The organism is Thiobacillus sp. (assembly GCF_018780105.1).
GTDB lineage: Bacteria > Pseudomonadota > Gammaproteobacteria > Burkholderiales > Thiobacillaceae > Thiobacillus.
The window spans coordinates 24,769-49,243 of the sequence record NZ_JADMKC010000012.1; the positions used below are offsets into that span (position 1 = coordinate 24,769).

Consider the following 24,475-nt stretch of genomic DNA (forward strand, 5'->3'; position numbering starts at 1 on the left):
CCACCCATTCAACGCTGCATAGGAGCGCAAAGACATGGCAACTCACATCAAGACCACCGAAGACGGCCGCAAGCTGCAAGTGATCGGCCGCGCCGTATTTCTGGACGGCGTGAAAGAGGCCGAGTGGCTCATTCCGGTTGTCCAGCATCCCAACTGGAAAGCCATCATCGAAGCGGTGCCCAAGGCCACCCACCTGGCCGGGCGCGTGCCGCTCACCTGGGACGAAGCGCTCGTCGCGCAGGCGGCGCTGAACGAAGCGCGCGAAGCGTATGAGAGCAGCCCGACCGGTATCGCCGAGCGGCTGCGCCAATCGATCAACGTCGTCACGTCGATCCGCGATTGAGTCGCCATGATCTACATTGTTGAAATCCCGCACCAGAAACGCCCGCATGCCTGGTTTGCGTTCAACCGCGAGGATTTCGTGCTCAAGGTGCGCGCGACCCATGGAGCGAACGTGTGTCAGGACGGGGCGGTGAGTGAATTCGATGCCTGCGTCGATGCACTCGCGCGTGATCTCAAGGACTGCCGTGTCCACCTCAGCGACGAGCTGGCGATCGGCGCACTGCAGAGCGATCCGCTCTACGACAAGTACGATGGGTTCTACGCACACATGGCCTTGCGCGAGCAGCTGGTGGCGATGGATGCGCTTGAGGACGACCTGTAAGGCGAGGCAGACGGGGTCAGACATGAATGAAATAGATACCGAGATTGCCGTCGTCGGCGCAGGCCTGTGCGGCCTGGCGCTGGCGCACACGCTGCATGCGCGTGGCCAGTCCTTCCTGCTGTTCGAGGCGCGTAGCCGGCTCGGCGGAAGGATTCTGGGCGCGCACAGCAATCAGGGCATGGCGCTCGATCTCGGCCCAACCTGGTTCTGGCCCGAGTCCGAGCCGCACATGGCCACGCTGGTCGCGGAACTCGGCCTGGAGGCATTCCCCCAGCACGACAGCGGCGCGGTGCTGCGCATGCGCGATCCCGAGAAAGACGCCGAAACCTTCGATCAAGCCATCCATGGCGGCTCGCAGCGGCTGCGTGGCGGCATGGCCGGACTGGTGCAGGCCCTGTCCGGCAGCGTGCCTGCCGACAGAGTGCGACTGGCGCACGAACTGGTCGCGCTGACCGATGTGGGGGCGCATCTCGAATTGCGTTTTCGCAACCCTGCCGATGCGCCCGGCGCGGCCGAAACCGTGATCCGCGCGCGCCGCGTGGTGCTGGCCGTGCCGCCGCGTTTGCTGCTGGAACGCGTGCACTTCACCCCCGCGCTCGATCCGCAGCTGGTCGAGGCGATGCGCGTGACGCCCACCTGGATGGCTACCCAGGCCAAGGCCTTGATGGCATATCCGCAAGCGTTCTGGCGCGCAGCCGGACAGTCCGGCAACGCTTTCGTACGCCATGAGCGGGCGGTGCTGGGTGAAATCTTCGATGCCTGCGGCGGCAGCGATCCCGACCAGGACGGCGCGGCGCTCGGTGGTTTCATGGCGATGAGTCCGGATCAGCGCACGCAATTCGAAATGGGCATGCCGATGCTGGTGCGCAACCAGCTGGCGCAGCTGTTCGGCGAAGCCGCCGAACATGGCGAGCTGCATCTGCAGGACTGGGCCGGCGAAGTCCATACCTGCGCCGCGCTCGACCGCGCCGATCCCGCCAGCGATCCCGAGTATGGCCACCCCGCGCTGACGCGCAGCTGGTGCGGCGGACGTCTGCTGTTCGGCGGCAGCGAAACCGCCCAGCACGGCGGCGGCCACCTAGAAGGCGCGCTGGACGCCGCCCTGCGATTGCAGCATGCGCTGGCGCCGACGCGCGCGCCGCAGCCTGTTTCCGCGCTCAACGCACACTGTATCGAGCGCTTCGCGGCGTGGGCGGACGGGCAGGGCGAACCCGCGCTCGCCGCCTACCAGCGCACGCTGAACGAACGGCTGTCCGGCCAGGCGCGCGAACAGCTCACCCACCACAGCGTACTGGCCAGCCTGGCCGATACCTACGACGCCGCGCTGCAGCAGCTGGCCGGCTTGCCGTTCGATGCGAGCGGATCGGTGGCGCAGCCCGGCTGGTCCGACCTCACCGCGCCGGCGCTCCTGCCCATGCATGGTTTCGGCGCTCGCCTGCTCGACGCCGCCCTGCGCTTTAACCGGGGCTCCTGCGCCGTCTCCAATTTCCCCGCCGAGCACGCCCCGGAGCCGGCGTATGTCGAAGCGATCCAGCGCGATCTGTACGCCGCCTGGCGCGACTTCGTGCTGGCCGGTAATGCCATCCTGCTGCAAAAAGCTTAAAGCCCATGAAGTTCTACATGACCCCCGGCTCCTGCACCACGGGTATCCACATCCTGCTGGAAGAGCTCGATCTGGCGTTCGAGGCCACCATCGTCAACCTGCCGGCGGGCGACCATACGAAACCCGATTACCTCGCGATCAATCCGAAATCGAGCATCCCCACGCTGGTGCGCGACGACGGCTCGGCGCTCACCGAGTTTCAGGCGATCGCCTGGTGGCTGGCGCGCAGCTACCCCAGGGCCAAACTGCTGCCGGACGATGCGGAGGGCGAAGCGCGCGTGATCGAGGCGATGGACTACGTCGTCGGCACAATTCACGGCCAGGGTTTCGCCCGCCTCTTCACCACCGATACGTTCACCCCCAACCCGGCCGACCACGACGCGGTGAAGGCGCGCGGCCGCGAAATCGTCGAGCAGGGTTTCGCGATCATGAACGCGGCGCTGGCCGGCAAGGACTACGTGGCCGGCCGGTTTTCCATCGCCGATGCCGCGCTGTTCTACGTGGAATTCTGGGCCGACAAACTGGCCATCGAGCTGCCCGAACACTGCCGCGCGCATTACCAGCGCATGCTGGCGCGCCCGGTGGTGCAGCGGGTGCTGCGCGAAGAGGGGTATCGCTGATGCGTCCGCAGGAAGCCTTGCTGCACGGGGCGCCGAAGCCGCTCGAACAGCTGCCGCTCGACCCCTGCTATGCGGGCCTGAGCGACGTCTATCACACCGTGGTTTCGCCCACGCCCTTGCCGCATCCGCGGGTGGTGCATTTCAACGCAGCGCTCGCGGCGGAGCTGGGGATCGATGCCGGCGACCAGGCGCTGGTCGACATCCTGTCCGGTAACCGGCCGTGGCCCGACTATGCGCCGGTCGCTTCCGTCTACGCCGGGCATCAGTTCGGCGCCTGGGTTTCCCAGCTCGGCGACGGCCGCGCGCTGACCATCGCGGAAATCCGCAAGCCCGACGGCGAACGGGTCGAACTGCAGCTCAAGGGGGCGGGGCCGACGCCGTATTCGCGCGGCTCGGACGGCCGCGCGGTGCTGCGTTCGTCGATCCGCGAATACCTGTGCTCCGAAGCGATGCACGCCCTCGGCATCCCCACCACGCGCTGTCTCAGTCTGGTGGCGTCGCCGCAGCCGGTGCAGCGCGAAACGCTGGAGACCGCCGCCGTGGTGTGCCGCGTTGCGCCCAGCTTCGTGCGCTTCGGCCAGTTCGAGTTTTTCTACCACCGCGGCCAGCCGGAACAGCTTGCGCCGCTGGCCGATCACGTCATTGCCCAGCATTTTCCGCATCTGTGCGGCCGGCCGGACCGCTATGCGCGCTGGCTGGAAGAAGTGGTCGATCGCACCGCGCAGCTGATCGCGCAATGGCAGACGGTGGGCTTCTGCCACGGGGTGATGAACACCGACAATTTTTCCATCCTCGGCCTCACGCTCGATTACGGCCCGTTCGGTTTCATGGACGCCTTCCGCCAGCACCATGTCTGCAACCATTCCGATTACGAAGGCCGCTACGGCTACGACAGCCAGCCGCTGATCGGGCAGTGGAACTGTTCGCGCCTGCTGCAGGCCATGCAGCCGCTGCTGTCCGACGATCAGGACGAAGCCGCCGCCATCGTCACCGCCATTTACGAGCGCTATTCCGCCACCTATTCGCGCGCAGCCCTGCGCCGCTGGGCCGACAAGCTCGGGCTGATCGAGGTGCGCGACGGCGACACCCGGCTGGTCAGCCAGTTGCTCACGCTGCTGCATCACGGCAAGAGCGATTTCACCCGCAGTTTCCGGCTGCTGTCGCGGGTGCGTACCGACAGCGATGCGCCGGCCGTGGGCGTGCGCGAAGAGATGGCCGACCCTGCGGCGTTCGATGCCTGGGTCGCAAGCTACCGCGCGCGGCTGCGCGCCGAGCAGAACACCGACGACGCGGCGCGCGCCGTGCGGATGGACCGGGTCAACCCCAAATACGTGCTGCGCAACCATCTGGCGCAGGCCGCCATCGAGCGCGCGCTGGACGGCGACGACAGCGAAGTCGCCACGCTGATGCGGCTGCTCGGCCGCCCCTACGATGAACAGCCGGGGATGGAGCGCTACGCCGCCGCGCCGCCCGACGAACTGCGTCATCTGGAAATCAGCTGTTCGTCGTGAGCCGCATTGTCATGAACACACCATTCCATCAATCGGGATTGTCCATTGGACAAAACGGCGTCATTCCGGCGGAGGCCGGAATCCAGCGGATTGAACATCTCCCGCGCAAGCGGAACAGCATCATGGTTTTGTCCGCTTCGCGGGGTGATTTTTCGTGCTGGATTCCGGCCTTCGCCGGAATGACGGGCTGATGGATGATTTTGGATCAAGGCCAGACTGTCATGGAAACAGAATCATCGAGCGGGTTTGTCGTGGCTGAAATGAATACGCACGCCTTCATGTTCAGGGGAGCAGGGCGCACCCGCGCTGCCGCCCGCGATGCATTGCTGAACGCCTGGCAGGTGCACCGCAGCGCATTGCTGGCGCGCTACCCGGAGCGGGCCGACTCGATCCCGGAGGCCAGCGGCATGGAAGCGCATTTCAAAATCCATTTTCTGGAATTCGCCATGGATGCGGGCTATCGCGATGGCGAACGCATCGTGTAGCCCGGCCAAACCGAGCCCTTTTCAATTCGAGATTCTTCAACCATGGACTACGCTTTTCCGCCCGCACCCGTCGTCACGCTGGACGCCATGTCGAGCAACCCGTTTCCGGTGCGCCGGATTTTCTGCGTCGGGCAGAACTACCCCGACCATGCGCGCGAAATGGGCGCCGACCCCGGGCGCGATGAACCCTTTTTCTTCATGAAGCCGCCCGGCGCCATCCTGCACAACCAGCCGGTGTTTCCCTATCCGCCCGGCACCGCGGATCTGCAGCCCGAGGTGGAACTGGTGGTGGCGCTGCACAAGGGCGGCAAGAACATCCCGGTCGACCGCGTCGATTACGACTACGTGTTCGGCTATGCCGTGGGGCTCGACATGACGCGGCGCGACCTGCAACGCGCTGCCCGCGAAAAGGGCCGCCCCTGGGACATGGCCAAGGCGTTCGACCACTCGGCGCCGTGCAGTGCGATCACCCCGGAGTTTTATGCGGGCAACATCAGCCGCGGCAAGATCGAGCTCAAGGTGAATGGCGACATCCGCCAGAGCGGCGATGTCGGCGACATGATCCTGAAGATTCCGCAGATGGTGCACACCCTGTCGACCCTGGTCGAACTGTTTCCTGGCGACCTGATCTTTACCGGCACCCCCGCCGGCGTGGGGCCGGTGGTGCCGGGCGATGTGATCGAAGCCACCGTCGCCGGGCTGGAGCCGCTGATCGTCACCATCGGCGAGCCTGCTCGATAACCCGAATTCAATCGTTCCAACCCCGGACCCATCGCCATGAATACCCAGACCCTGTTCGACCGCAACCGCGTGATCCTGAGCCACTTCGACAGCTACAGCACCGCCCTGGTGTTTGCCCGCTACGGCGCGAGCATCCTGTCGTCCGCGCCGCTGCCCGAATCCGCCGCGCCGATGCCTGCGCCCGGCGACGAGGCCGAACACTATGATCCTGCAGCCGTGCTGGATGCCCTGGTGGTGCAGGCGGGGATCGAGGCTGCGCAATTGAAGCTCGACGACGAATTCAATGTCTGGATGTCGAGCGACAGCGGCCCCATCCGCATACACCTGGTGCGCTTTACCACCCTGGACGCACCGCGCCAGGCGATCGAACCGCTCGGCGGCGTGTTCAAGCCGATCAGCGAAATGCGCGGCTTGCCCATGGTCGAACTGAACCTGATGCGGCAGGTTTTCGACCTCACCATGGGCGGCTGAGTCATGGCTTGTTTCGATGCTTGTTTCAATCTGCCGGGAGCCAGCCATGGCCTTTGAAAACGTCTGCAAACAGAGTCTGCTCTACGAAGGAGAGCTGGTTCCCTGCAAGCTCGGCGATCAGGAAATCGTCATCATGTGGCCCGACGGCGGCCAGCCCAAAGCCTATGAAGCGCGCTGCCCGCATGAAGGCGTCTCGCTGGGACGCGGCGACTTCAACGGCCGCATCCTGTACTGCACCGCGCACGGCTGGGTCTTCGACGGCCACAGCGGAAAATGCCTGCAACCCACCGGCTGGGCGATGAAGGAATACCCCATGCGGATCGAAAACGGCATGGTCCAAGTTGATACGGCGGGCGGCTGAGGCACAGCAGCAACGGAATGAACATGCCGTCCGAATACACCGCCCTGCCGCCGGAGTTCATGCAGGCGCATCCCGCGCTGAGCCTGCTGCGCCTGGCGGCCCTGTCCGCCGGCCCCGAAGGCATACTGGACGACGACACCCTGGAACTGATGTTCGAACAGGTCGAAACCGGCGCGCTGACGCTCATCGCCCCGAGCGACGTGTGGCCGGAACTGGTGCGCGGCCTGATGGCCAACACCCCCTCGAACATGTTTCGCGCCCTGTTTGCCAGCGGCGCCCTGGCCGAAGTGCTGCCCGAAGTGCTGGCCGTGTTCGGCGTGCCGCAAATCGCCGACAACCCGCCCGAGGTCGACATCGGCCAGCACCTGCTGCGCGTGCTCGACGAAGCGGCGCGCTGCAACGCGCCGCTGGCGGTACGCTTTGCCGCGATGGCGATGCACGTCGGCAAAGCGGACTCGCCGCCCGAACATCTGCCGGTTCACTACCGCCACGTCGAGCGCGGCCGTCCCCGCATCGAGGCGATGTGCGCGCGCTTCGGCGTGCCGGCGGACTGCCGCGAACTGGCCCTGCTGGCGCTCGTCGAATGCGAGCGGATCCACCGCGTCGGCGAAGTGCGGGCCGGGCCGGTGGCCGCGCTACTGGAACGCATCGGCGCCTTCGACCGGCCGCAACGCTACGCGCAACTCATGACCCTGTGCGCATGCGATTACCGCGCCTACGGTGGACGCGCCGCACAGGCCTACCCCAAAGGCGTGTTGCTGGAGCGTGCCCTCAAAGCTTGCGCCGGCATCGATGCCGCCGCACCTGGCGCGAGCGCGGAAACGGCAGATGCCGTGCAGGAAGCCCGCGCCGCCGCCATCGCCCTCGCGTTCCGCTCGGAACGCTGGTCGGGTTGAGACAGCCATGACGCAATCAACTACAGATGACCATCAGGCCGCACAACTTCATCCGGCCGCGCCACTCCACCCAGCTGCGCTATGGGCCATACGCTCAGCATTCACCCCCGAACAGGTCGATTGCACCACCGCGGTGGTGCTCAAGATTCTCGACAACAAATGCAAGATGCTGCCCGGCGAAAAACTCGCCGTCATGGCCATCTACGATGTCGTCCGCCACCTTGCCGCGCCCCTGTTCGACGGCACCGTGCATGCCGCAATCAACGCCGCGCGCCTGCAGCCCGAACCCACCGCACTCGAAGCCATCCACCCGCTGCGCGTGTACGCCGAAGCGGCCATCCCCAAGCCCGTCATGAAGGACTACAAGGCTTTTCTGCGCGACGGCCTGTTCGGCTAGCCGATGTACCGAAATTAAACGAGGAGTCCCAAGCATGAACGACATCGCACTCAAGGCCTGGCTCGAAAACGAAGGCTTCCCCGCCACCGCCACCCTGCGGCAAAGCCTGCACGGCCGCATCGACGCCACCACCACGCCGCTGATGCACGCCGCAGGCCTGGGCCGCATCGGCTATGTCGGCGAATTGCTGTCGCGCGGCGCAAACCCGCGCGAACTGAACGCCGACGGCAACGGCGCGCTGTGGTTTGCCTGCCAGGCCGGCAGCGCGCCCTGCGCCAACGCACTGATCAAGGCCGGCGCACCGCTCGACAGCCAGAACGCCAGCGGCGCCACCGCGCTCATCTACGCCGCATCGACCGGCCAGACCGCACTCGTCCAGCTGCTGCTCGATGCCGGCGCCGACACCACACTGGCCACCCGCGACGGCACCACCGCACTCGACCTCGCCGCCAATCGCGGCTGCATCGACTTGCTGCGCAGTCGCCTGCATCTGCAGGCGGCATGAGCCGCGCGCGGGCGCGGCATCAGGACGAAGACGGCTTACGCTCAACCGCCCGCATGTTTGCTGAAGCGCATCCGGCCGATGCGCAGCAAGAGCCGGAAGACTTGGCAACGAGCCCGCGTCGGACGTAGCCTCGCGCAATGAAAACCTACATCCCCGAGCTCAGCGAACAGCGCATGATCAAGCGCGCCCCGAATCGGCCGATCGATTTCGGGACGGATCGCGACTACATTTTTTCCTGCCTGCAGGACATCGAGCACAGTTTTGAATTGCAGGGATTTCCCGGTCTCGCCCCGGAACAGATTCCGGCGCGCGCCCTCATCAGGCAGTTCATCGTCTGGTGGCGCACCCTTGAGCCTGCCAATGCGAATCAGCAGACGGCCTACGCCCGTTTACCGGGCACCATCCGGCTCATCGATACCATCTCCAGTTGGTGGGCGGAGCAGGGCGGCAAAATGCAAGGGGATTGAGGCCGGTAAAGTTGCGATGGTTGTTGGGTTGTCCGTGCGATGGCTGATGATTTTGGATGTTCACCAACCCAGGTAGACGACTGTTTACTATGACTTAAACGGCCGCCAGAGCGGGCATCGCGATGGGCTGGTGTTCGGCCAAATCAGACGCACGAGCTTGAGGCTCACGGACGTCTAGTACACTGGTGTCAGTCCACCATTTTTTATGGCTAAAAATATCTCATGCCAAGAATCAATCCCTTCAGGCCGAATAGCCCTGTGCCAACTGCCATGTTCGCTGGCCGGTATGACGAGATTCTTGCTCTGGAAAAAGGGCTCTTCCAAACCAAGCACAATCAGCCTTGCAATTTCATGATCACAGGTGATCGTGGCATTGGGAAGTCGTCACTTCTGTTCTATTTGAAGCACGTTTCAAATGGAAACATTGAGTGTATTGAGCACGGCAATTTCGACTTCGTATCGATCAGTGTTCCGGTTTCAGACAAGCTCGACATAGTCACACTGCTCAAGCTTATCGAGCGAAACATTACACGTGAGCTTGGGAAGATTGAGGCTGTCCGAAGCTTCCTCTCCGAGACTTGGTCATTCGTCCAACGCCTTCGGGTGATGGACTCTGGCATTAGCGCAGCAGAACAAGACTCCGAGGTCGAACTGCAATTAGACAACTTCGCTTACTCACTTGCGGAAACGTGTAAGCGTGTAGTTAACCCTGAGCGGGGTGAGAAAAAGAAGGATGGCATTCTGTTTCTTTTCGACGAGTGCGACAACGCAACTCCGGCGCTACGGATTGGGCACTTCTTCAAAACAATTACTGAGGCGTTACAGAGACATGGGTGCGATAACGTCATGTTCATCCTTGCCGGCCTTCCGGATACTCCTGAAAAGCTGTCCAAGTCTCACGAATCTTCTGTCCGCATTTTTACGCATATAAAGATTGAAGAACTTGGTGCAGCTGATAGGGAGTACGTTATTGATAAGGGCTTAGAAGAGGGGAATAGAATCAACTCAGAGCAGACAACGATCACAGGGAATGCTCGAAATATGATCTCTATGCTCTCTGAAGGTTATCCGCACTTCATACAGCAATTTGCCTACTCTGCGTTCGACGTTAATGCCGATGGGGAAATTTCAGACGAAGACGTCTTGGATGCTGCATTCAAGACGGGGGGAGCAATTGATGCTATTGGCAGTCGCTACTACGAGAATGCTTTCTACGATCGGATTAAATCCGATGAGTACCGGCAAGTTCTGGCGATCATGGCCGAGAAAATGAACGCTTGGGTAACCAAAGCGGAGATCCGAGAAAAGTTCACAGGCGATGAAACCACACTCTCCAATGCATTACAGGCGCTCACTTCGCGCAAAATCATTCTCAAGAATTCCTCAAGGATTGGGGAGTATCGGCTTCAACAACGTGGCTTTGCAATTTGGATAAAACTTTTCGGCGACCGCAAGAAAGCTCAAATGTAATTCAGAGCCATCCCAGAACAGGCGTATCTGAAAAGCATCAACAACAGGGGACAGGCTACGGTTTCTGGATACGATGGACACTCGTAAGAGCCAAATATCCTGATCAGTCATGGCGAATCAATTGACCGTCACTTGCTGGCCGGTTCAAGGACAGCAAAAGCATGAAGGTTTGGACGCTGGTAGCATCAAATGCCTGCAGCCAACCCATGGAACCATTGTGCCGCGCCGGCAACTTTCACGTTACGAATCAAACCCAGCGCCGCTGAACCCTAGGCCCCACCAATGAATCTCGCCTACGCCCAAACCCTCCGCACGCTTCTGCAAACCCAACAGGTGGCGGCCCTTGGCACGCTGCACAACGGGCTGCCGTATGTGTCCATGGTGCCCTTCGCCATGCTTCCCGGCGGCTCGGGTTTCGTCATTCATGTCAGCCAGCTCGCGGCGCACACCCGGGACATGCTGTTGAGCCCGCACGTGAGTCTGCTGGTCGTCGCGCCACCGACGCCGGATGTGCCGGTTCAGGCATTGGCCCGGATCACGGTGCAAGGCCGGGCGGTGCAATACGCCGACGCGACCGAAGGCCAGGCCGAGGCCAAGGCCGCCTACCTGGCCCGCTTTCCCCAGAGCGCGGAGTTGTTCGGCTTTGCCGACTTTTCCTTGTTCGCCATATGGCCTGAGTCGATCCGCTTCGTCGGCGGCTTTGCCCAGGCCACGACGCTTTCGCCGGAGACGCTTGTCGAAGTGCTGGGCGAAGGCTGAGGCCCCTGTTTCGTTTGTCTTTTTGGGCCGCACTCTGCGTGCCTAAAACACGTCAACTGTTGGGTGCTGCGCGTACGCTTGCGGTGACGGGTAACTGCAAATTCAAGGCTGAATCAGGCGCATCAATACAGGGGATGCGTGGGGGCGAATTCCCCCTTGACTGGTACTCAACCGGGTCTATACAGCCGTATGGTCAGCGACCGCTGAAGATTACAACATCACTAAGGAGGGGTAATCATGGCGAACTTGAATACCGATCAATACCTGGAAAACAACAAGCGATATGCAAGTGGTGAGGCGGTGCATAAACCGGTTTATCCGGGCAAGCAGCCCATCCAGCCATCCCGGCATGTTGCCGTTGTGGCCTGCATGGATGCCCGGCTTGATGTCGAGGATCTTCTCGGCCTGCAGACTGGCGAGGCGCACGTCATTCGCAATGCCGGCGGTGTCGTAACGGACGACGCCATTCGGTGCCTGATCATTTCCCATCACCTGCTGAACACGAACGAGATCATCCTCATTCACCACACGCGTTGCGGCATGCTCGCTTTCACGGATGACTTGCTCAAAGCCGGGCTGGAGGGAGACGCGGCGGCCGAGAAATTGCTGGGCCAGGCAACGGGCCGTGCATTCACGAAAACGGGAAAATCGTCGTCGTCTCCTGTGGCTTTCCATGCATTTCGCGGGCAGCTTCAACCGCTGGACGCACCACGCGATGCCCAAAGCATGGAGCGACTGGAATGGGATGTGCGCAGGGGCATGTCAACGATCATGAACCACCCCTGGATCCCCACCAGCGGTCCCGATGCAATCACGGTGCGTGGATTTATCTACGACGTGGACACCGGAAAACTCGAAGAAGTCACGTATCCCGGGCCGATGGGTTCGATCGGCTGAACGGTTGCTGTAGTGGCACGTTTTCCTGGAAGCCGAATACGGCAGTCGGGTATGCCTTGAGTTGGCCGGCCTCAGGTGAGAGCATTTGCCGGAAGCAGAGAGGTGGATGATGTCCGTATGAAAATCGATTCAAAGGATTACCGGGTACAGGAAGGCGAAACGGTCGAGCTCAAGAAATGGCCGACGCGGGTGAAGCCCGTTTATGAATCGAAGGAGCAGTATCAGGAACTCCTCGCAGAACAGGTTGCAGAACTGAGTGAACTGCAACAACTTCTGTACGCATCCAACAACTATTCGGTGCTGCTGATTTTTCAGGCCATGGACGCCGCCGGCAAGGATGGCGCCATCAAGCACGTGATGTCCGGCATCAATCCCCAGGGTTGCCAGGTGTTCAGTTTCCAGCATCCGAGCCCTGCGGAACTGGACCACGATTTTCTGTGGCGCGCCGCCCAGCGTTTTCCGGAACGCGGCCGCATCGGCATCTTCAACCGGTCGTATTACGAGGAGGTGTTGATCGTCCGGGTGCATCCGGAAATTCTCCACAGTCAGGGGCTTCCGGATGGCTTGCACGACGAGAAAACGATCTGGCAGGAACGATATCGTTCCATCGTGGACATGGAGAGTCATCTCCATCGTAATGGCACGCAGATCATCAAATTCTTTCTGCATCTTTCGGAAGACGAGCAACGCAAACGCTTCCTCGCCCGCATCGACGACCCCGAAAAAAACTGGAAATTCAGCATTGCCGACATCGAAGAGCGGAAATTCTGGAAAGAGTACATGCAGGCCTATGAGGCGTGCCTGAGCGCAACGAGTACCAAAAATGCGCCCTGGTATGTGGTGCCCGCCGACGACAAGGGCAACGCCCGGCTGATCATTTCCCGAATCATTCTGGATACGTTCAAGGCGCTGAAAATGAGCTATCCGGAAACCGACGAAAAGCACCGGCAGGAATTGCTCGCGATTCGTGATCAGCTGATGAAGGAGGGGCCAGGCAGCAGCTAAGCGCTGACACGCTCGGAGTGCCGTTGGGAGTCAGTTCAGCTCCGCAGTGTTTTTATTGCGAAGCTGACGCTTTAGTTTTCATTGGTTTTTCGAGGCAGCGAAAACGGTCTGTTCACCATCCCGAACAAGACATTTCGCCGGTAGTTGGGCATCCCGATCAAGCGCATAATTCGCCAGCCGCCGGTCTCTTTTTTCATAACGTAATATGGAGACAGATAAATAAAGTATCCGATATAAATCATCAAGATAAAAAATTATGACGTCCGTCTCTATATTGATAAATGTCCGGACCCATGGGTCTCTTGAATAACTGTTAGGGTTATGAAGCACCTCATCGTTTTGCTGGTCATCTTGGCAACATCTTGTAGCAGCGCATTCGCGTGTGGCTCCAATGACGCGATTTGTGAGCTCATGCATCAAGTCGAATCTGGCTCGACTCCCTTGGCACTTGAAAGGGTGGAAGCTCTTGCAAAGACAGGGAGTCTGAAAGCGCAATTGATGCTTGGCTTACTCTACGCTGCCGGTAAGGGTGTGCCGCAAGACGATGCCAAAGCTTTGCCGTGGTTACTTCAAGCTGCGCATTCTGGAAATCCCACAGCACAATCATTAGTGGGAGGTTTCTACGCAGCTGGTCGAGCCGGCCCCATTGATCTCGTTGAGGCAAAGAAATGGTATGAACTCGCCGCTATCGCTGGCGACCCTGGCGCTCAATTAATGCTCGGAATTAGCTACGCCCGTGGCCAAGGTAGTCCTCTCAATTACTCAGCTGCCTATCTATGGTTTTCACTCGCGTCGCTGGGCGGCGAGTCCGATTCTGAAAAATATCGAGATATGGCACGCCTACACCTATCGCCGTCTGAGCGCGAAGCGGTTGAAGAAAAGGTAAAAACGTGGAAGCCTGTTCGTCGTGAGCCCTAACCCGGCGCTCAACCTCGCTCCCTTCGGCCGCTGGTCGGCGCTAAAGCGCCGCCGGTTAGCTCTACGTAAGGCTGCTAGAGAAATGAAGCATAGTGTCATTGGTCTGATATTTGTTATGAATCTCTGGTCGGCACACAGCGCCGCACAAGAGCCATCAATTTTTTACTCAGCCATGGCTAACGACATTGGGATCGCACGTTTATACGTGACTAGCGGCGAACCAGTTAATGTGCGCGATAAATCTGGACGTACGCCTCTAATGTTGGCTGCGGAGCATGGAAACACAAAGGTTCTTGAATATCTGCTCTCGGTTGGCGCCGATCCAAACCTAACAACCGACAACGGTTTGCGCGCTCTCGATTTCACCCGCAGCTCAGAGATCAAACGCATTCTCACCCACACGAATGGAAGCAAGAATTAAACAAAATTCCCTCTCTCTCAATGGTGGGCCGCCTTACTCTGCATTCGAGCCTCCCGCAGCAAGCGGCGTCGGCTCAATTTGAACGTTGGGCAGCGAAATGAGGCTACTCCCTTCTCAGACGGACAAAATATCGCTCATCTCATTTGGGGAGGAGGCGTGCGCGATGCTCAAGGGGCACGATTACTTAGGGTTGGCAGATCGTTTTGGCTATGCGCTCGCATATGATCGTGAGCCCGCTGCAGCTATCGAAGCCGATTTTTTAGTGGCCACAGCATCGCCACATAAAGTAATGCCCGGCGAGCAACAATCAGTTGTGGTTAAATATTTTCAACCAAACAGCACATGCTTGATTGCGGTAGTGGAGTGTACGGTGCCTGTCGCAGAAGGGGCCGCCGTCTTTCTTGAACTCATCGTCGGTGGGGAGGGTGAAGAGAAACACATTACAGTGGAGGACATCTGCGGTGTCATTGCATAGACCCAACAAATCATTCCAGCGGACGGTGGGTCGGCTTCGCATTGTTTTTTATTGCGAAGCCGACCCCTTTAGTTGCGATATTAATAAATGTCCGGATCCATGGGTCTCTTGAATAACTGTTAGAGCCAATCGGAAACTCCTATGACACAAGTAAGCCAGGAACCGCAATCCATATTTCCAAACAAAAAGGCTCCTGTTTTCATCTCAAAATCAATACTTCAACCATCGACTAAAACAGGAACACACAATATGAAATTTCTAGGAATCCTATTTTTTACTACCCTATCATTGCCACTTACAGCAGTTGCATGTCCTATCGGCATGCAATTCAACGGGAACGGTTGCAGCCCTCCGTATGAATATACCGGCTGGGACTTGATGCGTGACCGTCGGGCTGCCATTGATGCCATGGGCTCCGACACACTTTATAAAAACAACTACGCAAATGCACTACCTCCTGAGGAATTTAAAAGATTGGAAGCGCTCAGGAAACGGGTAGAAAAAGAAAAAGAGGACAAAAAACAAGCGCATGCAAAAGGTGTCTGGGATTTTGGTTCCATATCCACACCTGAAGGGAATCTGTGCGCGGCGGTGTTTTCCAAATACAGTTACGAGTACAAGGAATACAAGCCCGAGCACGGGGGACTTGTGACGGTCATGGGGTTCCAAAACCCCAAACCAGATGCGTGGCTAATTTTTCATGGCGTGGGGCTGCCCAAGTCAAAAGACGTGACCAAGCTGAAAATCACCCTCCAGCAGGATGATGAACCAGCCCAAACCCTCCAGGTATTCAATTACATGGAATCAAGGGAGATTGGCACGATTCTGTTTGCCGTCCCCGGACTAACTGCGATGCTGAACGGGATGAGTGACAAGCAAAGATTCAGGTTGTCAGATAACGGGAAAATGCTATTGGATATCGAATGGCACAGCGCCGCACCGGTAATCGAGAAACTTAAGCAGTGTGCAAAATAGCGCGGCGACACAAGAAGAGGTTGTTATTCGACATGGCTCCGCGCGCCCAGCTCTAACAACTCATTCAAGCGGGACGTTTAGCGGCGCCCCTTAATTCAACGTTGGGTTGGTACGCATTGCTTTTTTGTTACGAAACTGACCCCTTTAAGTTGGTTTTCTCTGCCACCTCAACGGAGTTTTCCAGTTGACCGAATCACCCCCCACCCGCAGCGACGGTGCGACCGTCGTCATCACCCACCGAGTCCGCAGTGACAAGCACGCCGAGTATGAGCGCTGGCTGGAGGAGATCGCACCCCTTTGTCGGGCGTCGCTGGGCCACTTGGACTGGCACATCGTGCGCCCGATTCCAGGTGTCACAGAGACCTACACCGTGATCATCCGGTTCGATACGACAGCGCATCTCAAGCACTGGATGGAGTCGAGTGAGCGCGATCGGCTCATCGAGAAGGTTCAGCCGTTGTTTGTCGGCGCCGATGACTTCTACATAAGCAGTGGTCTTGATTTTTGGTTCACTCCGGCGGGCGCCAAAGCGAAGCTGCCCGTGCGGTGGAAGCAGTACCTGCTCACGTGGTCGGCCATTTACCCGCTGGCACTTGGCGTACCTTTTGCCGTCTCCCCGGTACTTCGGCTCGTCGGGGCTCCCGCAAGCCTGCCACTCACCACACTTGCGGTCACCGCCGTTGTGGTCTTCCTGATGGTTTACGTGGTCATGCCACGCTATACCCGTCTGGTGCAGCGGTGGCTATTCACGTAGCCGTGCGGCCTGACCTCAAGCGAAGTTCGCTTCCGCAAACTTCCAGTTCACCAGATTGTTGAGGAAGGTCTCAACGAACTTGGGACGCATATTGCGATAGTCGATGTAGTAGGCGTGCTCCCACACGTCGACGCACAGCAGGGCCTTGTCGCCGGTGGTCAGCGGGGTGCCGGCGGCGCCCATGTTGACGATGTCGACCGAACCGTCGGCCTTTTTCACCAGCCAGGTCCAGCCGGAACCGAAGTTGCCGACGGCGCTGGTCTGGAACGCGGTCTTGAACGCATCGAAGCTGCCCCACTTGGCGTTGATGGCATCCGCCAGCGCGCCGCTGGGTGCGCCGCCGCCGTTGGGCGTCAGGCAGTTCCAGAAGAAGGTGTGGTTCCACACCTGGGCGGAATTGTTGTAGACGCCGCCGGCAGGCGCGCTCTTGATGATGTCCTCAAGCGACTTGCTCTCGAAGTCGGTTCCCTTGATCAGGTTGTTGAGGTTGGTGACGTAGGCCTGATGGTGCTTGGCGTAGTGGTATTCGAAGGTTTCCTTGGACATGTGCGGTGCGAGCGCATCCATGGCAAAGGGCAGTGCGGGCAAGGTGTGTTCCATGAGGCTTTCCTGGGAATGAATAAACAAGAGGGACTGCTGCTACCAGCCGATTGAGGAATGAGGCCAGCCCGCAGAAGGGCGTGACGTTACTCCTGCCGGTTGCGCATGAAATCGGCCGTCTTGAAAAAGGCGTGCTGCAGTTGCATCCGCAGGTCGTCTTCCAGCCCGACATCCTGCATGGCGCGCACCATGCAGCCCATCCATTGATCCCGCTCGCTGATGCCGATGGAGAAGGGCGCGTGGCGGCGGCGCAGGATAGGCTGGCCGACGTGGTCGGCGAACAGTTTGGGTCCGCCCATCCACTCGCTCAAAAACCAGAACAGTTTGTTGCGCGATTCGCTCAGGTCTTCGGGGTGCAGTTTGCGGATGCCGTAGTAATCCGGGTCTTCGTCCATCAGGTCGTAGAAGCGGTCTACCAGTACGCGCACGCCCTGAGCTTCGCCGATACGACCGTAATGGGGGTTTGCGTTGACGATCTCGGGGTGCATGGTGACGGCCTCCTGGTTTGCGAATGGGCGCTGCGGGGTTTGCCGCAGGCGCCGATGGCGACGCTGCGGCAAGCGGACAAACGCTTAAACCGGCCGGCCTTCGTTGGGGTTGCGCACCGGGCCCATCCGGCTCAGGCCTTCTTCGTAACTCATGGTGGGGAAGGTGCCGGAAAACTTCATCGCGCTGTCGGCGATCTTGTTGACCTTGCCGGCGGTATCCAGGCGCTTGAGATCGATGCGCTCGAGGTAGAGCAGGTCGAGCATCTCGTTGTAGACGGTGGCTTCGGAGATCGGCAACACATAGAAGGTCGCGTCGTTGTACGGCACCTGATAGCGCGTGGAGAGGTCGATGTTGTCGCAGAACAGGAAGTACTTGCCGTCCGGCGTCAGGGTGGGGCCCATCGCTTCGGCCAGCGGCTTGAGCGATTCGAAGGACAGCAGGTAGGCCGCCATGAAGTCGATGCCGGACTTGCCTTCCTGCGCCACGGCGATTACCTGGTCGGCGGTCAGTTCGGGCGGGCGGGCTTCGTCGGCAAACTGCGGCGCGAACTTGATGGCGATTTCGCCACGGAAGCCAAAGCGGCCGGTCTCACCGGTGGCAGCTTTGAATACCGGATTCTGCAGGCGCTTTTCAGCTTCGAGTTGTTTGAAGGCGGTCTGGTCTAGCGTGGTCATGGCGGGCTCTTTGCTAACGTTGAAGGAAATAGGTTCAAACCTGTTCCAGCAAAACTGGTGCCAGCAAGCGATGCGGATTCAAGTCAATGATATTTCGATATAAATAGCGAAATTGGCGGCATAGGGCGCATGTCGCGAATGCGACAAAGGCTGCATTTTGCAGGGCGCAAACCGGCAAATGCGTCTCGCGCTCGAGCCCGTCGAACGGGTTCGCCGTTGTGTGGTCGGTGGGCGCGTAGCAGCCGTTCGCAGCTGCGCCGGTCGTGTGCTGAAAACCGACACGCGTCGGGAAAACCGCTGCGGGTTTGTCGCAAAACAAACAAAGCCTACACAGCAAAACACGCCGCCACTGGGTGTTTTAGTTGCGTCTATTCAATGGCTTATATGGATTTTTCAGACGTGGCACATGAGTTGCTTTTAGTCAGGCATGAGCGGCGGTGCCCGACACCGTCATCCAACGCAAGCCAACCCGAGCGAGACGTTCATGCCCACGTTGCCCATTTATCTCGATTACTCCGCGACCACGCCGATCGACCCGCGCGTGGCGGAAATCATGATTCCCTATCTGACGGAAAAATTCGGCAACCCGGCCTCGCGTTCGCACGCGTTCGGCTGGGATGCCGATCAGGCGGTGGAACGGGCGCGCGAGGAAGTGGCAGGTCTGGTGAATTGCGATCCGAAGGAAATCGTCTGGACCTCGGGCGCCACCGAATCGGACAACCTCGCCATCAAGGGCGCGGCGCAGTTTTACAAGGGCAAGGGCAAGCATCTGATTACTGTGCGCACCGAACACAAGGCCGTGCTCGACCCGATGCGCGAACTGGAACGGCAGGGCTTCGAGGTCACGTATCTCGATCCCGAACCCAACGGCCTGCTCGATCTGGACAAGTTCCGCGCGGCGATACGCGCCGATACGATTCTTGCCTCGGTCATGCACGTGAACAACGAAATCGGCGTGATCCAGGACATCGAGACCATCGGTGAAATCTGCCGCGGCAAGGGCGTGCTGTTCCATGTGGATGCCGCGCAGTCCACCGGCAAGGCGCCGATCGATCTCGCCCGCCTCAAGGTGGATCTGATGTCCTTCTCCGCCCACAAGACCTACGGCCCCAAAGGCATCGGCGCGCTGTACGTGCGCCGCAAACCGCGCATCCGGCTGGAAGCGCAAATGCACGGCGGCGGTCACGAGCGCGGCATGCGCTCCGGCACGCTGGCGACGCACCAGATCGTCGGCATGGGCGCGGCCTTCCGCATCGCGGCCGAGGAAATGGCCACCGAAAACGAACGCATCCGCTGCCTGCGCGACAAGCTGTGGGCCGGCGTCAGCACGCTGGACGAAGTGCACCTCAACGGCGACATGCAGCAGCGCGTGCCGCACAACCTGAACGCCAGCTTCAATTTCGTCGAGGGCGAATCGCTGATGATGGCGATCAAGGACCTCGCAGTCTCCAGCGGCTCGGCCTGCACCTCGGCCAGCCTGGAACCCTCGTACGTGCTGAAGGCGCTGGGCCGCAACGACGAACTGGCGCACAGCTCGATCCGCTTTTCCATCGGCCGTTTCACCACCGAGCAGGATATCGATTTCGCCGTGCAGTTGCTCCACAAACACGTGGGCAAGCTGCGCGATCTGTCGCCGTTGTGGGATATGCACCGCGCCGGCATCGATCTGAATTCAGTGCAATGGGCTGCTCACTGAGCGCCGCACACCAAGGAGAGTCACATGTCTTACAGCGACAAGGTTCTGGACCATTATGAAAATCCCCGCAACGTCGGCGCGCTCGAGGCGAACGACGCTTCGGTGGGCACCGGCATGGTGGGCGCACCGGCCTGCGGCGACGTGATGAAGCTGCAAATCAAGGTGAACGACGCCGGCATCATCGAGGAAGCGCGCTTCAAGACCTACGGCTGCGGCTCGGCCATCGCCTCCAGTTCGCTGGTGACCGAATGGGTCAAGGGCAAGACGCTGGATCAGGCGCTGGCGATCAAGAACACGGCGATTGCCGAAGAGCTGGCGCTGCCGCCGGTCAAGATCCACTGCTCGATTCTGGCCGAGGACGCGATCAAGGCCGCAGTCGCCGACTACCGCAACAAACACGAAGTCGTCAGCGCCGGCTATGCAGCCTGCGATCCGGCTGCCGCCTGAACCCCTGAAGGAGAACGCACCATGGACATGCAGACGACGGACATACAGACGACAGCCAGCGCCATCATCTTCACCGATGCGGCGGCAACCAAGGTCAAGGAAATCATCTTCGACGAAGGCAATACCGCGCTCAAGCTGCGCGTCTCGGTCTCGGGCGGCGGCTGTTCTGGTTTCCAGTACGGCTTCAGCTTCGACGAGAACGGCACCGCGGACGATACCGTGGTGGAGAACTGCGGCGTCACGCTGCTGGTCGATCCGATGAGCTACATGTACCTGATGGGCGCCGAGATCGACTACAAGGAAAGCCTCGAAGGCGCGCGCTTCGTGATCAACAACCCGAACGCCGTGTCGACCTGCGGCTGCGGCGAATCGTTTTCGGTGTAAGGGAGCGGGACATGGCAATTACCCTTTCCGAAAGCGCCGCCAACCGGGTGCAGAAATTTCTCGACCAGCGCGGCAAGGGCGTCGGCCTGCGTCTCGGCGTACGCACCAGCGGCTGTTCCGGTATGGCCTACACGCTCGAGTTCGTCGATGAAACCCTGCCCGACGACATCACGTTCGAGTCCTTCGGCGTCACCGTGCTGATCGATCCCAAGAGCCTGATCTTTCTGGAAGGCACCGAACTGGATTTCGTGCGCGAAGGGCTGAACGAAGGCTTCAAATTCAACAACCCCAATGTGAAGAATTCCTGCGGCTGCGGCGAAAGCTTCAACGTCTAGCACGCTCATCCAGAGAGATCATCATGGCACTCCTCCAAATTGCAGAACCGGGTTTAAGCGCCGATCCCCACCAGCACCGGCTGGCGATCGGCATCGACCTGGGCACCACGAATTCCCTGGTCGCCACCGTGCGCAGCGGTTCGGCTGCGGTGCTGGAGGACGAAGACGGGCGCGCGCTGCTGCCGTCGGTGGTGCGCTACGTGCAGGTGGGCATTCCGGAAGTCGGAGTGGAAGCGCAATTGCGCCAGACCGACGACCCGCATAACACCATCGCTTCGGTCAAACGCTTCATGGGCCGCGGGCTCAAGGATGTGCCGGGCGCCGCCGCCACGCCGTATCGCTTCGTCGACAGCCCGGGCATGGTGCGCATCGATACGCGCGCCGGCCTGAAAAGTCCGGTGGAGGTGTCGGCCGAAATTCTGCGGGTGCTGCGCAGCCGCGCGGAAGCCAGCCTGGGCGGCGAGCTCACGGGTGCGGTCATCACCGTGCCGGCCTATTTCGACGACGCCCAGCGCCAGGCCACCAAGGATGCCGCCCGTCTGGCCGGGCTCAACGTGCTGCGCCTGCTGAACGAGCCGACCGCCGCCGCCATTGCCTATGGCCTCGACAACGCCTCGCAGGGCGTGTTCTGCATCTACGATCTGGGTGGCGGCACCTTCGATATTTCCATCCTGCGCCTCAGCCAGGGCGTGTTCGAGGTGGTCGCCACCAACGGTGATTCCGCGCTCGGCGGCGACGATTTCGACGAATGCATCTATCGCTGGATCGTCGAGCAGGCTGCCATCGCAGACCCCACTGTCACGGATGCCCGCCTGCTGCTGAGCCTGGCGCGCAAGGCCAAGGAAACCCTCACCGATCACGACGAGGCGCCGATTTGCGTCACGCTGTCGTCCGGCCAGGCGATCGATCTGGTGCTGACCGCCGAGACCTTCTTCACGCTGACCGCCAGCCTGATTGCCAAAAGCCTGGCCCCCACCCGCAAGGCGCTGCGCGACGCCGGCCTGGGCGTGGGCGACATCGATGGCGTCGTGCTGGTCGGCGGCTCCACCCGCATGCGCCATGTGCGCCGCGCCGTGGCGGATTTTTTCCAGAGCGAACCGCTGACCAATCTCGATCCCGACAAGGTGGTGGCGCTGGGCGCCGCGATGCAGGCCAACCTGCTGGTGGGCAACCACAAGACCGACGACTGGCTGCTGCTGGACGTGATCCCGTTGTCGCTCGGTCTTGAAACCATGGGCGGGCTGGCGGAAAAAGTCATTCCGCGCAATGCGACCATCCCGGTTGCCCGCGCCCAGGAATTCACCACCTTCAAGGATGGCCAGACCGCCATCAGCATCCACGTGGTGCAGGGCGAACGCGAATTGGTCGGCGATTGCCGCTCGCTCGCGCGCTTCGAACTGCGCGGCATCCCGCCCATGGTGGCGGGTGCGGCGCGCGTCCGGGTCGCCTTCCAGGTCGACGCCGACGGTTTGCTGTCGGTTTCCGCCCTGGAGCAGACCAGCGGCGTGCAGGCCACGATCGAGGTCAAGCCTTCCTACGGATTGAGCGACGACGAAATTGCCCGCATGCTGAACGACTCCTACAGCAACGCGCAGACCGATATGAACGCACGCAACCTGCGCGAGCAGCGCGTGGATGGCCTGCGCCTGCTCGAGGCCACGCAGGCCGCGCTCGATCAGGACGGCTGGCAATTGCTGTCCGAGGCGGAGCGCGCCACCATCGAACGCGCCATGGAAACCCTGCGCGTCATGCTGAACGGCCAGGACCCCGTCGCGCTCAAGCGCGCGGCCGATTCGCTCAACCGGGCCACGGCCCAGTTCGCCGCCCGCCGCATGGACGCGAGCATCCAGCGCGCCCTGAGCGGCCAGCGCCTGGACATGCTCGAGGTCTGAGATGCCGCAAATCATCGTATTGCCCCACGCGACGCTGTGCCCCAATGGCGACGCGTTCGACGCGGCGAAGGGTGCCACCATTTGCGACAGCCTGCTGGCCGCCGGTATCGAGCTCGACCATGCCTGCGAGATGTCCTGCGCTTGCACCACCTGCCATGTCATCGTGCGCGAAGGGCAGGACTCGCTCAATCCCTGCACCGAAATCGAAGACGATATGCTCGACAAGGCCTGGGGGTTGGAACCCCAGTCGCGCCTCGCCTGCCAGGCCATCGTCGATGCCACCGATCTGGTGATCGAGATCCCCAAATACTCGGTCAACATGGTCAAGGAAGGGCATTGAACTGAAGGTTCCGGTTGCGCCGGAGACAGGCGCTCCGGCCATCGCGACAACAGGCTGACCGCCTTCTCCGGAGTCGACTCATGCGCATTGGCATCCCCAAGGAAATCAAGGACCACGAATACCGCGTGGGTGTCACGCCTGCGGGCGTGAGCGCCCTCACGGCGCGCGGCCACGAAGTGCTGGTGGAAACCCTGGCGGGCGCGCGCATCGGCTTCGACGATGCGCAGTATGAAGCGGCCGGCGCGATGATCGCGGGGCGCAACGAGGCCTACGGCTGCGACATGGTGATCAAGGTGAAGGAGCCGCAGCCGTCCGAGGTGGCGCTGCTGCGCGAGGGCCAGGTGCTGTTCTGTTATCTGCATCTGGCGCCCGAACCGGATCTGACACGCGAACTGCTGGCGCGCAAAGTGATCGGCATCGCCTACGAGACCGTGACCGATGCCCAGGGCATGCTGCCGCTGCTGATCCCCATGTCGGAGGTGGCCGGCCGCATCGCGGTGCAGGCGGGCGCCACTGCCCTGCAGATCGCCAACGGCGGCAGCGGCGTGCTGCTCGGCGGGGTGCCGGGCGTGGCGCCGGGCAGGGTGGTCATCCTCGGTGGCGGCGCGTCCGGACTCAACGCGGCCAAGATGGCGCTCGGTCTTGGCGCGGAAGTCACCGTGCTCGACATCAGTCTGGCGCGTCTGCGCTACCTCGACGATGTATTCGGCATGCGCGTCAAAACGCGTTTCTCGGAACCTGTCGCCATCGCCGAGCTCACGCGCGAAGCGGACCTGGTCATCGGCGCCGTGCTCGTTCCGGGCAAGCGCGCACCCCGCTTGCTGACGCGCGAGATGGTCAAGGCCATGCAGCCGGGTTCGGCGCTGGTGGACATTGCCATCGACCAGGGCGGCTGCGCCGAGACCTCACGTCCCACCACGCATTCCGCCCCCACGTATATCGAACACGGCGTGGTGCATTACTGCGTGACCAACATGCCGGGCGCCGCTGCGCGCACCGCCACGCTGGCGCTGACGCAGGCCACCTTGCCGCTGGCGCTGGAACTGGCCGACAAGGGTTACGCGCAGGCCTTGCGCGAACATCCGGGCCTGCGGGCAGGCCTCAACGTGTATCGCGGCCGGGTGACGCACCCCGCGGTTGCAGCCGATCTGGGGTATGCGCTGGAAGACTTTGCCGCGTTGGCGCTGGCTGCTTGAGCGCTTGTCGCAATCCTTACAAACCCC

33 protein-coding genes are annotated in these 24,475 nt (G+C 60.9%); 30 read left to right on the forward strand and 3 right to left on the reverse strand.

What is annotated here, in order from left to right; translation table 11 throughout:
• Positions 1-34 precede the first annotated feature (34 nt).
• The 23 genes from IV098_RS09010 to IV098_RS09120 all read left to right on the forward strand — a co-directional run bounded on the left by IV098_RS09010 (position 35) and on the right by IV098_RS09120 (position 16,395).
• Positions 35-343, forward strand: a complete 309-nt coding sequence (locus IV098_RS09010) for a hypothetical protein (RefSeq protein ID WP_296888278.1) — start codon at positions 35-37, stop codon at positions 341-343.
• Between the two features lie 6 nt (positions 344-349).
• Complete coding sequence (locus tag IV098_RS09015; protein ID WP_296888280.1) at positions 350-664, forward strand: hypothetical protein; 315 nt, start codon at positions 350-352, stop codon at positions 662-664.
• A 22-nt stretch (positions 665-686) separates the two neighbouring features.
• A complete protein-coding gene (locus IV098_RS09020; RefSeq protein ID WP_296888281.1) occupies positions 687-2,267 on the forward strand; it encodes an FAD-dependent oxidoreductase in 1,581 nt (526 codons plus the stop codon).
• 5 nt (positions 2,268-2,272) lie between these two features.
• Positions 2,273-2,887, forward strand: coding sequence for a glutathione S-transferase N-terminal domain-containing protein (locus tag IV098_RS09025; protein WP_296888283.1), 615 nt, complete (start codon positions 2,273-2,275; stop codon positions 2,885-2,887).
• The gene (locus IV098_RS09030) at positions 2,887-4,398 is read left to right on the forward strand and encodes a YdiU family protein (protein ID WP_296888284.1); all 1,512 of its coding nucleotides are present in this window, start codon (positions 2,887-2,889) and stop codon (positions 4,396-4,398) included. Before IV098_RS09025 ends, IV098_RS09030 begins: the two co-directional genes overlap by 1 nt.
• Positions 4,395-4,589 (forward strand): hypothetical protein, encoded by a 195-nt coding sequence (locus tag IV098_RS09035; RefSeq protein ID WP_296888286.1) that lies wholly within the window; start codon positions 4,395-4,397, stop codon positions 4,587-4,589. Before IV098_RS09030 ends, IV098_RS09035 begins: the two co-directional genes overlap by 4 nt.
• A 30-nt stretch (positions 4,590-4,619) precedes the next feature.
• Positions 4,620-4,883, forward strand: coding sequence for a hypothetical protein (locus IV098_RS09040; protein WP_296888288.1), 264 nt, complete (start codon positions 4,620-4,622; stop codon positions 4,881-4,883).
• A 42-nt stretch (positions 4,884-4,925) separates the two neighbouring features.
• On the forward strand, positions 4,926-5,624 hold the full coding sequence (locus IV098_RS09045; RefSeq protein ID WP_296888290.1) for a fumarylacetoacetate hydrolase family protein: 699 nt from the start codon (positions 4,926-4,928) through the stop codon (positions 5,622-5,624).
• 36 nt (positions 5,625-5,660) lie between these two features.
• The gene (locus tag IV098_RS09050) at positions 5,661-6,095 is read left to right on the forward strand and encodes a hypothetical protein (RefSeq protein WP_296888292.1); all 435 of its coding nucleotides are present in this window, start codon (positions 5,661-5,663) and stop codon (positions 6,093-6,095) included.
• A gap of 46 nt (positions 6,096-6,141) precedes the next feature.
• The gene (locus IV098_RS09055; protein WP_296888294.1) at positions 6,142-6,456 is read left to right on the forward strand and encodes a Rieske 2Fe-2S domain-containing protein; all 315 of its coding nucleotides are present in this window, start codon (positions 6,142-6,144) and stop codon (positions 6,454-6,456) included.
• Positions 6,457-6,473: 17 nt separating this feature from the next.
• Positions 6,474-7,352, forward strand: a complete 879-nt coding sequence (locus IV098_RS09060) for a tRNA nucleotidyltransferase (protein ID WP_296888296.1) — start codon at positions 6,474-6,476, stop codon at positions 7,350-7,352.
• Between the two features lie 7 nt (positions 7,353-7,359).
• Complete coding sequence (locus IV098_RS09065; RefSeq protein WP_296888298.1) at positions 7,360-7,749, forward strand: hypothetical protein; 390 nt, start codon at positions 7,360-7,362, stop codon at positions 7,747-7,749.
• 34 nt (positions 7,750-7,783) lie between these two features.
• Complete coding sequence (locus IV098_RS09070) at positions 7,784-8,254, forward strand: ankyrin repeat domain-containing protein (protein WP_296888299.1); 471 nt, start codon at positions 7,784-7,786, stop codon at positions 8,252-8,254.
• A 137-nt stretch (positions 8,255-8,391) separates the two neighbouring features.
• Positions 8,392-8,721: a hypothetical protein gene (locus IV098_RS09075; RefSeq protein ID WP_296888301.1), complete on the forward strand. Its 330-nt coding sequence runs from the start codon at positions 8,392-8,394 to the stop codon at positions 8,719-8,721.
• A 258-nt stretch (positions 8,722-8,979) separates the two neighbouring features.
• Positions 8,980-10,191 carry an ATP-binding protein gene (locus tag IV098_RS09080; RefSeq protein ID WP_296888303.1) on the forward strand — a complete coding sequence of 404 codons (1,212 nt, stop codon included), beginning with the start codon at positions 8,980-8,982 and terminating at the stop codon, positions 10,189-10,191.
• A 282-nt stretch (positions 10,192-10,473) separates the two neighbouring features.
• Complete coding sequence (locus IV098_RS09085) at positions 10,474-10,950, forward strand: HugZ family protein (protein WP_296888305.1); 477 nt, start codon at positions 10,474-10,476, stop codon at positions 10,948-10,950.
• Between the two features lie 237 nt (positions 10,951-11,187).
• Positions 11,188-11,847 carry a carbonic anhydrase gene (locus IV098_RS09090; RefSeq protein WP_296888307.1) on the forward strand — a complete coding sequence of 220 codons (660 nt, stop codon included), beginning with the start codon at positions 11,188-11,190 and terminating at the stop codon, positions 11,845-11,847.
• Positions 11,848-11,964: 117 nt separating this feature from the next.
• Positions 11,965-12,852: an ADP-polyphosphate phosphotransferase gene (locus tag IV098_RS09095; RefSeq protein WP_296888309.1), complete on the forward strand. Its 888-nt coding sequence runs from the start codon at positions 11,965-11,967 to the stop codon at positions 12,850-12,852.
• Between the two features lie 321 nt (positions 12,853-13,173).
• A complete protein-coding gene (locus IV098_RS09100) occupies positions 13,174-13,770 on the forward strand; it encodes a tetratricopeptide repeat protein (protein ID WP_296888311.1) in 597 nt (198 codons plus the stop codon).
• A gap of 82 nt (positions 13,771-13,852) precedes the next feature.
• On the forward strand, positions 13,853-14,191 hold the full coding sequence (locus tag IV098_RS09105; protein ID WP_296888313.1) for an ankyrin repeat domain-containing protein: 339 nt from the start codon (positions 13,853-13,855) through the stop codon (positions 14,189-14,191).
• A 163-nt stretch (positions 14,192-14,354) separates the two neighbouring features.
• Positions 14,355-14,666, forward strand: coding sequence for a hypothetical protein (locus IV098_RS09110; RefSeq protein ID WP_296888314.1), 312 nt, complete (start codon positions 14,355-14,357; stop codon positions 14,664-14,666).
• Between the two features lie 141 nt (positions 14,667-14,807).
• A complete protein-coding gene (locus IV098_RS09115; protein WP_296888316.1) occupies positions 14,808-15,641 on the forward strand; it encodes a hypothetical protein in 834 nt (277 codons plus the stop codon).
• A gap of 184 nt (positions 15,642-15,825) precedes the next feature.
• Positions 15,826-16,395, forward strand: a complete 570-nt coding sequence (locus IV098_RS09120) for an antibiotic biosynthesis monooxygenase (protein WP_296888318.1) — start codon at positions 15,826-15,828, stop codon at positions 16,393-16,395.
• 15 nt (positions 16,396-16,410) lie between these two features.
• On the opposite strand, the gene IV098_RS09125 is transcribed toward IV098_RS09120, so the two are convergent.
• The 3 genes from IV098_RS09125 to IV098_RS09135 form a co-directional block, all read right to left on the reverse strand.
• Complete coding sequence (locus IV098_RS09125) at positions 16,411-16,995, reverse strand: Fe-Mn family superoxide dismutase (RefSeq protein ID WP_296888054.1); 585 nt, start codon at positions 16,993-16,995, stop codon at positions 16,411-16,413.
• Positions 16,996-17,081: 86 nt separating this feature from the next.
• Entirely contained in the window at positions 17,082-17,483 is a 402-nt protein-coding gene (locus IV098_RS09130) for a group II truncated hemoglobin (RefSeq protein ID WP_296888320.1), read from the reverse strand.
• A gap of 84 nt (positions 17,484-17,567) precedes the next feature.
• Entirely contained in the window at positions 17,568-18,158 is a 591-nt protein-coding gene (locus IV098_RS09135) for a hypothetical protein (protein ID WP_296888322.1), read from the reverse strand.
• A 484-nt stretch (positions 18,159-18,642) separates the two neighbouring features.
• On the opposite strand from IV098_RS09135, the gene IV098_RS09140 reads away from it, so the two are divergent.
• The 7 genes from IV098_RS09140 (at position 18,643) to ald (ending at position 24,448) form a co-directional block, all read left to right on the forward strand.
• Complete coding sequence (locus IV098_RS09140; protein WP_296888324.1) at positions 18,643-19,854, forward strand: IscS subfamily cysteine desulfurase; 1,212 nt, start codon at positions 18,643-18,645, stop codon at positions 19,852-19,854.
• Positions 19,855-19,878: 24 nt separating this feature from the next.
• The gene (gene iscU, locus IV098_RS09145) at positions 19,879-20,301 is read left to right on the forward strand and encodes a Fe-S cluster assembly scaffold IscU (protein WP_296888326.1); all 423 of its coding nucleotides are present in this window, start codon (positions 19,879-19,881) and stop codon (positions 20,299-20,301) included.
• A gap of 27 nt (positions 20,302-20,328) precedes the next feature.
• Positions 20,329-20,685 (forward strand): iron-sulfur cluster insertion protein ErpA, encoded by a 357-nt coding sequence (gene erpA / locus IV098_RS09150; RefSeq protein ID WP_367114180.1) that lies wholly within the window; start codon positions 20,329-20,331, stop codon positions 20,683-20,685.
• 11 nt (positions 20,686-20,696) lie between these two features.
• Positions 20,697-21,020, forward strand: coding sequence for an iron-sulfur cluster assembly protein IscA (iscA, locus tag IV098_RS09155; RefSeq protein ID WP_296888330.1), 324 nt, complete (start codon positions 20,697-20,699; stop codon positions 21,018-21,020).
• 23 nt (positions 21,021-21,043) lie between these two features.
• Positions 21,044-22,912: a Fe-S protein assembly chaperone HscA gene (gene hscA / locus IV098_RS09160; RefSeq protein WP_296888332.1), complete on the forward strand. Its 1,869-nt coding sequence runs from the start codon at positions 21,044-21,046 to the stop codon at positions 22,910-22,912.
• Between the two features lies 1 nt (position 22,913).
• Positions 22,914-23,252, forward strand: coding sequence for an ISC system 2Fe-2S type ferredoxin (gene fdx / locus IV098_RS09165; protein WP_296888334.1), 339 nt, complete (start codon positions 22,914-22,916; stop codon positions 23,250-23,252).
• A gap of 80 nt (positions 23,253-23,332) precedes the next feature.
• On the forward strand, positions 23,333-24,448 hold the full coding sequence (gene ald, locus IV098_RS09170; protein WP_296888335.1) for an alanine dehydrogenase: 1,116 nt from the start codon (positions 23,333-23,335) through the stop codon (positions 24,446-24,448).
• Positions 24,449-24,475: the final 27 nt, after the last annotated feature.